This window comes from Thermaerobacillus caldiproteolyticus, from assembly GCF_013761245.1.
Lineage (GTDB): Bacteria > Bacillota > Bacilli > Bacillales > Anoxybacillaceae > Thermaerobacillus > Thermaerobacillus caldiproteolyticus.
On record NZ_JACDUT010000005.1, the window covers coordinates 1 to 12,184 of the forward strand.

General features: G+C 40.1%; 15 protein-coding genes. 9 read left to right on the forward strand and 6 right to left on the reverse strand.

What is annotated here, in order from left to right; genetic code table 11:
* Window positions 1-330: helix-turn-helix domain-containing protein (locus HNR31_RS08595; RefSeq protein ID WP_258561036.1), on the reverse strand; the 330-nt coding region annotated here is incomplete at its 3' end.
* A gap of 106 nt (window positions 331-436) precedes the next feature.
* Window positions 437-1,630 (reverse strand): MFS transporter, encoded by a 1,194-nt coding sequence (locus HNR31_RS08600; protein ID WP_181555860.1) that lies wholly within the window; start codon window positions 1,628-1,630, stop codon window positions 437-439.
* 193 nt (window positions 1,631-1,823) lie between these two features.
* On the opposite strand from HNR31_RS08600, the gene HNR31_RS08605 reads away from it, so the two are divergent.
* Together HNR31_RS08605 and HNR31_RS08610 are read left to right on the forward strand one after the other, a co-directional pair.
* Entirely contained in the window at window positions 1,824-2,195 is a 372-nt protein-coding gene (locus HNR31_RS08605) for a winged helix-turn-helix transcriptional regulator (protein WP_181555861.1), read from the forward strand.
* A gap of 632 nt (window positions 2,196-2,827) precedes the next feature.
* Window positions 2,828-3,274 (forward strand): YpbF family protein, encoded by a 447-nt coding sequence (locus HNR31_RS08610; RefSeq protein WP_181555862.1) that lies wholly within the window; start codon window positions 2,828-2,830, stop codon window positions 3,272-3,274.
* Window positions 3,275-3,304: 30 nt separating this feature from the next.
* On the opposite strand, the gene HNR31_RS08615 is transcribed toward HNR31_RS08610, so the two are convergent.
* The 3 genes from HNR31_RS08615 to HNR31_RS08625 are packed head-to-tail and all read right to left on the reverse strand — an operon-like array spanning window position 3,305 to window position 4,394.
* On the reverse strand, window positions 3,305-3,874 hold the full coding sequence (locus HNR31_RS08615) for a manganese catalase family protein (protein WP_181555863.1): 570 nt from the start codon (window positions 3,872-3,874) through the stop codon (window positions 3,305-3,307).
* Window positions 3,875-3,906: 32 nt separating this feature from the next.
* On the reverse strand, window positions 3,907-4,167 hold the full coding sequence (locus HNR31_RS08620; protein ID WP_181555864.1) for a spore coat protein CotJB: 261 nt from the start codon (window positions 4,165-4,167) through the stop codon (window positions 3,907-3,909).
* Complete coding sequence (locus tag HNR31_RS08625) at window positions 4,164-4,394, reverse strand: spore coat associated protein CotJA (protein WP_181555865.1); 231 nt, start codon at window positions 4,392-4,394, stop codon at window positions 4,164-4,166. The genes HNR31_RS08620 and HNR31_RS08625 overlap by 4 nt, the downstream gene beginning before the upstream one ends.
* Before the next feature lie 105 nt (window positions 4,395-4,499).
* Between HNR31_RS08625 and HNR31_RS08630 the strand changes: the two genes are divergently transcribed.
* The 6 genes from HNR31_RS08630 to HNR31_RS08655 all read left to right on the forward strand — a co-directional run bounded on the left by HNR31_RS08630 (window position 4,500) and on the right by HNR31_RS08655 (window position 10,222).
* A complete protein-coding gene (locus HNR31_RS08630) occupies window positions 4,500-4,889 on the forward strand; it encodes a hypothetical protein (protein ID WP_181555866.1) in 390 nt (129 codons plus the stop codon).
* A 14-nt stretch (window positions 4,890-4,903) separates the two neighbouring features.
* Window positions 4,904-5,683 carry a metallophosphoesterase gene (locus HNR31_RS08635; RefSeq protein ID WP_181555867.1) on the forward strand — a complete coding sequence of 260 codons (780 nt, stop codon included), beginning with the start codon at window positions 4,904-4,906 and terminating at the stop codon, window positions 5,681-5,683.
* Window positions 5,670-6,551 carry a MerR family transcriptional regulator gene (locus HNR31_RS08640; RefSeq protein WP_181555868.1) on the forward strand — a complete coding sequence of 294 codons (882 nt, stop codon included), beginning with the start codon at window positions 5,670-5,672 and terminating at the stop codon, window positions 6,549-6,551. The genes HNR31_RS08635 and HNR31_RS08640 overlap by 14 nt, the downstream gene beginning before the upstream one ends.
* Before the next feature lie 135 nt (window positions 6,552-6,686).
* Window positions 6,687-7,277, forward strand: coding sequence for a genetic competence negative regulator (locus HNR31_RS08645; RefSeq protein ID WP_181555869.1), 591 nt, complete (start codon window positions 6,687-6,689; stop codon window positions 7,275-7,277).
* Between the two features lie 601 nt (window positions 7,278-7,878).
* Window positions 7,879-9,156, forward strand: coding sequence for a Glu/Leu/Phe/Val family dehydrogenase (locus HNR31_RS08650; protein WP_181555870.1), 1,278 nt, complete (start codon window positions 7,879-7,881; stop codon window positions 9,154-9,156).
* Between the two features lie 91 nt (window positions 9,157-9,247).
* Entirely contained in the window at window positions 9,248-10,222 is a 975-nt protein-coding gene (locus tag HNR31_RS08655) for a YpdA family putative bacillithiol disulfide reductase (RefSeq protein WP_181555871.1), read from the forward strand.
* 146 nt (window positions 10,223-10,368) lie between these two features.
* Here HNR31_RS08655 and HNR31_RS08660 read toward each other — a convergent pair whose 3' ends face one another.
* On the reverse strand, window positions 10,369-11,340 hold the full coding sequence (locus tag HNR31_RS08660) for an asparaginase (RefSeq protein WP_181555872.1): 972 nt from the start codon (window positions 11,338-11,340) through the stop codon (window positions 10,369-10,371).
* A gap of 107 nt (window positions 11,341-11,447) precedes the next feature.
* Between HNR31_RS08660 and prsW the strand changes: the two genes are divergently transcribed.
* Window positions 11,448-12,122, forward strand: coding sequence for a glutamic-type intramembrane protease PrsW (gene prsW / locus HNR31_RS08665; RefSeq protein WP_181555873.1), 675 nt, complete (start codon window positions 11,448-11,450; stop codon window positions 12,120-12,122).
* The last annotated feature ends 62 nt before the right edge of the window (window positions 12,123-12,184 follow it).

Below are 12,184 nucleotides of genomic sequence, written 5' to 3' on the forward strand. Positions count from 1 at the left end.
TTCATCGGCAGGGGTGCTTTCTTCCAACATCTTTCTTAATTCGCGTTCTTCGTCTGGAGACAGATACGGCTTTCTACCGGGAGCATAATGGCGTTCTAATAGCGCATCCATACCACCTTGATTAAACTTTTGAACATAAATCGAAACGGTTTCACGATGGATGTTCAAAAGCTCAGCGACTTGGATTCCTAAGTAGCCTTGCATAATGAGACGAATCACCGCTATTCGTTTCGCCATGTTCGCATTTTTCATTCGGCGTTCCTGTTCTTGAAGACGTTCGATGGTCCAACCATGATTGTTCGTAATTTGTAATCCTTTTTTCTTCATCATTCATCCGCTCCTTTGATTCATCTGTTTAGGAGCAGTATAGACAAGAATAGGCATTGGTTAAACATGTCGGAATTTCAAACTGAATTTATATAAAAAAGAGTACTTTCTACACTATACTTTTTTGATCTTTTTGCTCTAGGGCGCGACTCCAACCTGTTAAGATAACAGCTCCAAGAACCATTAATCCCCCTATCCATGGTGTATGAATGAGCCCAATCGAATCGGTGATCATACCACCCAAGTAGGAGCCAATAGCGATTCCAGCGTTAAATGCTGCAATATTAATCGCAGAAGCTACGTCTACTGCCCCCGGTACAAAACGTTCAGCCAGCATCACTACATATACTTGCAGTCCCGGAACGTTCATAAAAGCTAACAGCCCCATTAAGATGATCGTAATGAATGCAGCTGCCTTGAATGGAGCCGTGAAGGTTAAGATACAGAGCACAATGGCTTGCACAATAAACATATAAAATAATGCGCCAATCGGGTTTTGATTAGATAACTTTCCACCCATTACGTTACCAATTGCAATGGCAACTCCATAGACAAGCAGAATAACAGCAACCGTTCTCTCACTAAATCCAGTTATATCTTGAAGGAGTGGAGATAAATACGTAAAGACAACGAATGTACCTCCATATCCTAAAGCTGTAATGATAAATAAAAGTAATAAACGACCGTTTGTCAAAAGTTTGAACTGATCGCCAAATGTGGTACGAGCACCTTTTCGCAAATTCGATGGAACAAGAATACTGTTAGCGATGAAAGCAATCATGCCGACAACAACAATAAATATGAAAGCAAGTCTCCAACCGAATTGCTGCCCAATGAATGTGCCAAAAGGTACACCCGTAATCGTTGCTACAGTGAGGCCCGTGAACATAATGGAAATAGCACTAGCTCTGCGATTTTCTGGTACTAAACTGGCTGCGATCGTGGAGCCAATTGACATAAATACCCCATGTGAAAAGGCTGAAAGCACACGAGCAACTAGCAAAACACCTATGCTAGTGGCGCTAGCAGCAATGCTATTACCGATAATAAAAATAATCATAATCCAAAGTAATAAAGATTTGCGTGACATATTCGATGTCAAAGATGTCAGGATCGGTGCTCCAAATGTTACCCCTAACGCATATAAGGAAACGGTCAGCCCTGCTGTTGAAACAGAAACTTGTAAATCTTCAGATATAAGTGGTAATAGTCCTACACTAATAAATTCTGTTGTCCCAATGGCAAATGCACTTACTGCTAATGCCAGCAATGCCAATGTACTTCGCTTTTTATCTAAAGTCATTTTTTCGCCTCCTAATCAATTGTTTCAATCATTGCAAACAAACTATATAAATAAAAGAGTATGGTTAAAACCGGCCGGCAAATGTTATTATGATATATATAAAACACTTAGGAAAGTACGTACTTTTAAGTAATATAGATACTTAAAGGTGATATAGATACTTTTTAGTACCTATCGATTAGGAGGGAGAATGATGAAAAAAAAGAAATACAATATTCCAGTTGAAGCAACACTAGAAGTGATAGGAGGAAAATGGAAATGTGTGATCCTTTGCCATCTAACACATGGCAAAAAACGTACAAGTGAGCTGAAACGTCTTATGCCAGGCATTACACAAAAAATGTTAACTCAACAATTAAGAGAATTAGAAGAAGATGGAATTATTAATCGCATTGTTTATAATCAAATTCCTCCAAAAGTAGAATATGAGCTCAGTGAATATGGATGGAGTTTAAAAGATATTTTAGACTCTCTATGTGCATGGGGAGAAAAACATATTACCAAAGTATATGGTGATAAATTTGCTGTGTTAGAAGAGAGCGTTTTAAATGATAGACTCAAATAACATACATTGAATAGATTGGACGCTTTAATTCAAAAAAATCCTATGATCTCAGCTTTTGGCTTATTGAGAATATAAAAAACAAAAATGCAACTTCACTGCGTTGGAGTTGCGTTTTTTTGTTAATTTACAAAGAGTACGTTAAAACTTAAAAGAAGTTGTAAAAATATATCTTTATTAATACAGATTTGTTAAAGTTTTTGTTTAATATTGCTGGCCATTAGTCATCTATTGCTGCACTCCGCGGCACCAAGAAGTATAGAAACTACGCAATCCCATGGGATTTGAGAATCAAAGTTATGTTCATAAGGTAACACCATAACGATTATGTACTATATAAAAGTATTGCATGTTGTGATTTAATTCCATGTTGGTTTTTGGGAAAGCACCACAGAAGCTAACGGGTGGTGATAATTTTCCTAGTGTAGCTGCCTTTGTAAAAATCCTAAAGCATTGCACTACATTGAATAATAAAAAGTAGCCGCATATAATGTTAGTTTTGATCAGTTAATTTCTTTTTTGTGCCGTTTTTACGATGTAATAGAGACAAACATTCATTCATGGTTCTAATTAAGAAGGCTCGTACATAATGTTACAGTAAGTAATGGATTTATAGAGAAGGAGATTCAGTTGCGATGGATGATCGATTTTTGGGAGAGATCGATGGGGTAACCAAACAAATGTTGCTTGGAGTAATTGAGAAAAAGGAAAAGTGGGATCGGCTAAAAATGAGGGTGAAAATGTTGCAAGCTGTGACATTTTTAGGATTTTTGACGTTTTTTCTCTATATCATTTTTTACGTCGTTGCCCCAAGCAAGACGATCGCATCTATAATAACAATGTTTTTTGAGAGCGGGAAACATTTGTATATATTGTTGCTGCTGTTTACGTCATATTGGGGAGTATTGTTTTTGAAAAAAAAATGTGATAAAGCAGAGGAAGAATTTCATGCACTTCGTTGTGAAATTATTCAAAAAAGCACCGACTTGTGGAAAGACGAGCGAGCGTGGAAAGAGAGACATAAGCTGTTTGAAATGATAAAGGAAAAATACGACATTAACTTATATTATGAACATGGCTGAATGGTTTGCCATTCAGCCATGTTATAAATGCTAGAAAAATTTTTTTCGGTCGCGTTCTTCTTTTAAAATTTCCACGGCTTCCCGGAATCGCTGGGAATGAATAATTTCACGCTCACGCAAAAAGCGAAGGCCGTCGTTTAAATCAGGGTCATCACTCATATTAATAATCCATTGGTATGTGGCTCGCGCTTTTTCTTCAGCAGCGATATCTTCATATAAATCGGCGATCGGATCTCCTTTTGCTTGAATGTAAGTGGCTGTAAATGGTACCCCTGCTGCATTGTGATAAAAAAGCGCGCGGTCGTGGTCGACATAATGCGGTGCAATCCCCGCTTCTTTCAGTTGTTCTGGGGTGGCATCTTTTGTCAATTTGTATACCATCGTTGCAATCATTTCTAAATGAGCTAATTCTTCTGTTCCGATGTCTGTTAATAACCCGATCACTTTATCGGGAATGGAGTAGCGCTGATTTAGATAGCGAAGCGCTGCTGCCAGTTCTCCATCCGCTCCGCCATATTGCTCAATTAAATATTTTGCTAGTTTTGGATTGCATGTACTAACTCGCACCGGATATTGTAGCTTTTTTTCATAAATCCACATGCTAGTTCCCCCTCTATTGCCGTATGATTCAGTTAAACCTGCCAAGGCCAAGGAGTGTCATCCCAATTCCATGGATAGTTCGAATAGCTATTTCCATATTGCTGAAGAGGTCCATAAGCGGCTTCATATTGTTTTTTTAGTTTCTTCCGCTTTTGAGCGAGTTGATTAAACTGTTGAATCGCTTGGTAATCGGTAGGATGGGTGTCGAGGTAAAGTGTCAATTCAACGAGGGCAAAATCAACGGCTTGCAGTTGCTCAAGGAGTTCGTAATATTCTTTCGGCATTTGTTTCATAGTCCATCACCTTTGTTGTTTACTTCATAAGGGCCGTAGTACGGATCATAAAAAATTTTCCAAAGTGTTCCTTTTTTTAAGGCTTCGTGAAGTGAAAATTGCGGTAAATTTGGTGGCTGGAATCCTGCATATAAGTTCGGAGCGGTGACATATGTTTTCACGTGAATGGGTGGACATGGATCGAATGGGCTTACATATGGCATATATTGTTTCCGCGTTGTAAACATCAGCAAACCTCCTTTGTTACAAATCTTCAGTTTATGTGTATGAATCTTTTTTTTATTCATGCCTTCCTTTTTCGATGAATACATGTTAACGAGGGGGAACACTCAATGCGATTTCGTTTACTATGTGTGATAACAGGATTTATTTGCGGGTATTTAATGATAAAATGGACGCCGAATGTAACACCGTTTGTTTTTACAACTTTTATTACAGAATTTTTGTTTAATCCACTTCGCTCTTTTTTAGCGATGGTCTGTTTTCTTATTGGCTTTTTGGCGAATGCTGTATTAATTCGGTCTCTCATTGAAGGCATGACCCATCTGTTACGCCGAAAGCAAATGAAGTGGGGGCAATGGTTTATGAGTTGTGGGGTGATACCGAGCTTTTACTCTTTATTTCAATGGAATACGGTCCTCACTATGTTGTTTTTCATTTTCTCGCTGATTTATGGTATCATATCGATAGATTTGCAGCGCGATCGTCGTTACAATCAATAGTTCTAGGAGGCGCTATGTTTATCGGTTTTCTCTTTCTTTTTTTATGTTTGTTTATTTATATGTGGTGGGAAGCGCATCGAAACCGTGTCGTTGAGGTGGAGTTATCATTTGTAAATTTTCCAAGCAGTTTCCATGCGTTTACCATTTTTTTTATTTCTGATCTTCATCGACGCACATTATCCGATACCATTGTCCGTCGAGTGAAGGGAAAAGCGGACATCGTTCTTATTGGGGGCGATTTGACGGAAAAAGGAGTACCTTTTGCGCGCGTAAGGAAAAATATTCGTCAGCTCAAAGCAATCGGTCCGATTTATTTTGTATGGGGCAACAATGATCATGAAGTGAGTGAGTACGAGCTGGAAAAGCTGTTACTAGAAGAAGGAGTTCATATTTTAGATAATCGTGCGGTGATATGGACATCGGGGGAAGGGGAAAAAATAGCCCTTCTTGGGGTGGATGATATTAGCAAACGACGCGACCGCCTCGATGCTGCCCTTCTTCATGCTAGCGAAGGATCGTTTCGAATTCTTGCTTCCCATAATCCCGAGATTGTCCGAAAAATTCGTCCAGAGCATCATATTTCACTCGTGTTAAGCGGTCATACACATGGAGGACAAATTCGGTTTTTCACGTTTGGGCTTTACGAAAAAGGGGGCATGAAACAGGTGAATGGAACGACGGTATATGTAAGCAATGGATATGGAACGACAAATGTTCCGCTTCGCCTCGGCGCTCCTGCGGAAACGAATTTGATTACGATCCGCCGTTGGGAGGAAAACGATGTTAATAGATAAAGGCAAATACAATATTAAAGCGGTTTCGACAATGCTTGGCATTCAGCCCGGAACGCTGCGGGCATGGGAACGTCGGTATCAGGTGATTGCTCCGAAGCGTACGGCTTCCGGTCATCGCTTATATACAGATGAGCAAGTCGAAATTTTAAGGAAGTTAGTTGCAAAAGTAAACGAAGGGTTGACGATTCGGCAGGCGGTTGCCTTAGTGATAGAGGAAAGCAAAGATCCGATACCTTCGTTCACTAAAGGCGACGAGGTTGCTAAGAAATTGGACGAGCTACTGCAATCGTTTATTTTGTTCGATGAACAGCGAGCTCACGCTTCGTTGAGCTATTTATTCAGCGTTTATACTGTTGAGACAGTAGTGACAGATGTTCTTCCCTCTTTATTATGTCACATCTATCTTTGGCGAATACAGAAAAAAATGACAAGTGCGCATGAACAGTTTGCCCGCTCTTTTTTACGCTCAAAACTTGGAGCGATTGTATTGAATATTCCGATCGTTTCTCAATGTCCAAAAGCTGTTTCTATTCTTGGGCCCAATGAGACAGATGAACTCATATTATTAATATTTACAGCCTTTCTTCGCTTAAAAGGAATCTATGCCATTTATATAGGGGGAGATGTTTCTGAATCTGATTTTCTGGCGATGCTAAATGATGCGAAGCCGACTTTTCTTTTTTTCTCTTGTATGAATTTTGACCATATCGAAAAAATGAATGAACTTGTTAGCAAGCTGCGTGACCAAGCTCCTGATATTACCATTGGTCTAATTGGAGAAGCGGCAGCGTCACATCCATTTTATGTTGGAAAAGTGAAGGAACAATGGGAAGAATGGTTGGCTCAACGCATTGATGAACAAAAATAGCAATATGGAAACACATAATGCTTGTCTAAATGATGAAAAACGATGTAAACTCATTAATAATAACAAAAGAACCATTTGCAAATGATTTCATACAATAAACATAAGAGATGGCTGTGTAGGTAAGGAGGGTCGTTGATGCGTCTTGAACGCTTAACCCACAATAAAATTAAAATTTTTCTCACGTTTGATGATTTAATGGATCGCGGCTTAACGAAAGAGGATTTATGGAAAGATACGTTTAAAGTCCACCAGTTGTTTCGAGATATGATCGAGGAAGCAAGTGAGGAACTCGGCTTTGAAGTAAATGGGTCTATCGCGGTCGAAGTATACTCTTTACCGGCACAGGGAATGGTTGTAATCGTAACAAGCGATGGCCAATATGATGATGTAGAGGAAGAATTTGCTGATGATTATATCGAAATGCAGGTAACGCTCGATGAGAGTGATGACATATTTTATGAATTTCAAACGTTTGAAGATGTCATTCAGCTCGCCCATCGTCTTTATGCGATCGGTTGCCTAGACGGTACATTGTATTCGTACCATAATCGCTTTTATTTGCATGTATCAGAGGAACCGCCTGTTAATATCGATAACTTTATCGCGATATTAGCAGAGTTTGGGAGCCCTTCAACGATAACCATTCATCGTGTTCAAGAATATGGAAAAAAAATCATTGATCATCGAGCCATTGAACAACTCGTTCGCTATTTTCCTGCTAATTAGAGAATGTTCGGTCAAACTCCTATTGGAGAGGGAGTTTGACCTTTTGCTTAATAAGAAATTTTAATGGACATATTATCTATCTTCAGTGCCCGATCAGTTTGCTTTTGAATCATCAACATCGATGCAACATTTGCATAAAGCATGACTTGAACGTGATGCTTGAGATCTCCGCAAGCGCTTCCACAAAAAACACTTGTCTGTCGCGGGAGAGGGGCTAGGATGTCGACATTTTGCCGTTTGTCCACAGGATGCAGGCAGTTTTTAAGCGAAATCAGAATGCTTGCGCTTTTCTTTTTTCTTAATGAAAGGTTGGCATTATAAATGCATTCGGTTTTCGTGTTCTGGTGATGGATATCATACTCCGCAAATATTATTTTTCTAGAAAATGTTATGCATGTGCGTATAAATCAACAGACTGTAAAGCTGTAAAGGAAAAGAAAGGGATTTGTTGGTATAAAAAAGATGTAAACGATTACAAATCCGATAAGAACGAGAAAAATTTTAATTTTTTTTCTTTGCATAAAGAGGTGGAAGGTGTATACTATGACATGAAAGGTGGACAATATCAAATATCACAGTGACTTGTATGGGAGGTTTACGTATGGTAGCCGACAAGCATACCAGCGAAGAAAAGCATGAAGAAAAGCATGACGTCTTAAAGGCGACGCAAATCGTCATACATAGAGCGTTAGAAAAGCTCGGATATCCTGAAGAGGTATATGAGCTATTGAAAGAGCCGATTCGCATGCTAACAGTGAAAATTCCTGTGCGCATGGATGACGGTACTGTGAAAATTTTCACCGGCTACCGCGCCCAACATAACGATGCGGTTGGACCAACAAAAGGGGGCATTCGTTTTCATCCAAATGTAACTGAACGAGAAGTAAAAGCGTTATCTATTTGGATGAGTTTAAAATGCGGAATTGTTGATTTACCTTACGGTGGAGGAAAGGGTGGCATCGTTTGCGACCCTCGCAATATGTCGTTCCGTGAGCTAGAGCGATTAAGCCGTGGATACGTTCGTGCAATTAGCCAGATCGTCGGTCCGACAAAGGATATTCCGGCGCCAGACGTGTTTACGAATTCGCAAATTATGGCATGGATGATGGATGAGTATAGCCGCATTGACGAATTTAACTCACCGGGATTCATTACGGGAAAACCGCTTGTGTTGGGTGGTTCACACGGTCGTGAAACAGCAACAGCCAAAGGGGTTACGATTTGCATTCGTGAAGCGGCGAAAAAGCGCGGCATTGATTTAAAAGGCGCGCGTGTAGTTGTTCAAGGATTCGGTAATGCTGGAAGCTTTTTAGCGAAATTCATGCATGATGCTGGAGCGAAAGTCATCGGTATTTCCGATGCCTACGGTGCGCTTTACGATCCAAATGGATTAGATATTGATTATTTGCTTGATCGTCGGGATAGCTTTGGAACTGTGACGAAGCTATTTAAAAATACGATTACGAATAAAGAATTGCTTGAACTAGATTGCGATATTTTAGTGCCAGCTGCGATTGAGAATCAGATTACGGAGGGAAACGCTCATAATATTAAGGCGAGCATCGTTGTAGAAGCAGCGAATGGTCCAACAACGCTCGAAGCTACAGAAATTTTAACACAACGAGGTATTTTAATCGTTCCAGACGTGTTAGCGAGCGCAGGTGGAGTGACTGTTTCTTATTTTGAATGGGTGCAAAATAACCAAGGATATTATTGGTCTGAAGAAGAAGTAGAAGAAAAGTTAGAAAAAGTGATGGTGAAAGCGTTTAATAACGTATATGAAACGGCACAGACGCGCCGCGTTGATATGAGATTGGCAGCGTATATGGTCGGAGTTAGAAAAATGGCCGAGGCATGCCGTTTCCGCGGATGGATTTAAGCGAGTGAACATATTTGCAACATATGAAAAAATCTCCTATCATTTTGATGATAGGAGATTTTTTACGTACGATTAAGGAGTGAAGAACGATATGAAGGATGAAAAAATCATCATCGTTGGGGGAGGGCCTTGTGGACTCGCGGCCGCGATTGCGTTACAAGATGTCGGCTATCAGCCGTTAGTGATAGAGAAAGGGAATATTGTCAACTCCATTTATCATTATCCAACCCATCAAACGTTTTTTAGTTCGAGTGACCGATTAGAAATCGGCGGGGTACCATTTATTACTGAAAACCGAAAACCAAAACGAAACCAGGCGCTCGCGTACTATCGCGAAGTCGTCACACGAAAACAAATTCGCGTTCAGACGTTTGAAAAAGTCGAACAAGTGGCCAAGCAAGAGGATGGAACGTTTATTGTGAAGACAACAAAAGGAGAATATCGCGCTGAATATGTGATTGTCGCTACCGGCTATTACGATCATCCGAATTATATGAACGTGCCGGGAGAAAATTTACCGAAAGTGACGCACTATTTTAAAGAGGGACATCCATATTACAATACCGATTGCGTGGTGATTGGCGGCAAAAATTCAAGTGTTGATGCCGCATTGGAGCTTGTGAAAGCAGGGGCTCGTGTCACTGTTTTATATCGAGGAAGCGAATATTCGTCAAGCATTAAGCCATGGATTTTGCCAGAGTTTGACTCGCTTGTTCGTCAAGGGATCATTCACATGGAGTTTAATGCTCATGTGAAAGAAATTACGGAAGACTCGGTGATTTACACAGTAGGAGAAGAAGTGAAAACGATTAAAAACGACTTTGTGTTTGCGATGACGGGGTATCATCCTGATCATGAATTTTTAAAGAAAATGGGAGTTGGAATTGACGCAGAAACAGGACGTCCTCTTTATGATCCTGAGACGATGGAAACAAATGTGCCAGGCATTTTTATTGCTGGTGTCATTGCGGCAGGAAATGATGCGAATGAAATTTTTATTGAAAACGGCCGATTCCACGGACAGCAAATTGCGGCTTGTATTGTCAAACGCGAGCAAGCAAAATAATAAGGAGTAAACAGAAAAGCCGCTCAAGAAATCGAATTCTGAGCGGCTTTTGTTTTTAATCGATACCTAGAAAAGAAGAAGCGTTTCAGAAAACACCTTTTCCTCTTGATCAGCGTTGTTGTGGGGAAGAATGTTTGCTTATCGCATTATTCCATAAACATTTCTTGTAACTGTTGAGGATCGTTCGTAAGTTCAAGGGCAACGAGCAATTTAATGCGTGCTTTTTGCCCGCTTAAGCCGTTGGAGAAGATGACACCCATTTCTTTCAGTTGTTTGCCGCCTCCCTCATAACCGTATATATCTTGGACGATGCCGTTAAAACAGCGGGAGACAAGCACGACCGGAATGTTCGCTTCTAGAAGAGAGCGCACGCCTGTTGCAGCTCGTGGAGGTAAGTTTCCCTGCCCTAATGCTTCAATGACAACGCCATCGAGCGGCAATGTTTGAATTGCTTGGAAAACACTTTCATCCATGCCAGCATATGCTTTTAACAGAATGACGTTTTTTGTGATTTGTTGAATCGGGTATGTGGTTCGTTTCGTTGGTGCATGATGAAAAAACACGCCGCGTTTTGTAACGATACCGATTGGTCCGTATTGCGGACTTTGAAATGTTGCGATATTTGAGGTATGGGTTTTTGTGACATTTTTTGCCGTATGGATTTCGTCATTTAATACCACTAATACGCCTTTTCCGCAAGCTTCATCGCTTCCGGCCACTTTCACGGACGAAATTAAATTATAAAGCCCGTCTGCGCCAATTTCATTACTCGAGCGCATCGCCCCGGTAACAACAATCGGTACGTTCGCCTGAACGGTTAGGTCTAAAAAATACGCTGTTTCTTCTAACGTATCGGTTCCATGGGTAATGACAATTCCTTCGATTTGTTCTTTTGCTACTTTTTCTTCAATCTTATTGCGCAATACAAGCATTTCCACCGGTGTAATGTGTGGTGACGGCAAGTGAAATAACTCTTCGACTTGAATGTCGCCGAGATTTTTTAGTGACGGAGTTGTATCGTGAAGAGGGTTGGTTTCATGCGGTCGGACAGCTCCTGTCTTTTCATCTTCTTTCATCGAAATTGTTCCACCAGTATGAATGATTAAAATTTTTTTCATCGTTTTCCCCCCCAATATGATCAAAAACAGAAATAAATGTCATTTTCAATAATCATAATCTCATGTTACCATAAAGATAAAAAGAACGGATAGAAACGAGGATCTGTATGTTAACGTTAATTTCTGCTGGTGTTGCTCCAGGTGTTGCGTTACTTAGTTATTTTTATTTAAAAGATGAATATGAAACAGAGCCGCTTTCTCTTGTGTTGCGCACATTTTTATTCGGAGCGATTCTTGTTTTTCCGATTATGTTTATTCAATATGTCCTTCATGTGGAAGGAATTGTGACGGCCAAATTCGCACAGGCGTTTTTCGTTTCGGGGCTGCTTGAAGAGTTTGTAAAATGGTTTGTTGTGTATTTTTTTATTTTTGATCATCATGAATTTGATGAACCATATGATGGAATTGTTTATAGTGCGAGCGTGTCGCTTGGATTTGCGACAATGGAAAATATTTTATATTTGTTCGCTAACGGCGTTGAGTTTGCGGTGACAAGAGCGGTGTTGCCTGTGTCAAGCCATGCGTTGTTTGCCGTCATCATGGGATTTTATTTAGGAAAAGCAAAATTTTCTAACCGGAAGCACCGTTATGTCTTCTTTTCCTTTTTATTTCCGCTTTTGTTGCACGGGACGTATGATTTTATTTTACTAACGCAAGAAAAATGGGGATATTATATGGTGCCATTTATGTTATTTTTATGGTGGCTGGCGCTTCGCAAAGTGAAGCAAGCCAAAGGGCTGCATTACCACGAAGTCGCCTCCCCAGCAAAAAGCCAAGTCTAAACGACTTGGTTTTTTTTTGTATAAAAAGGCAGTTTGAACAAAAAATAGGGATAAAACTATTA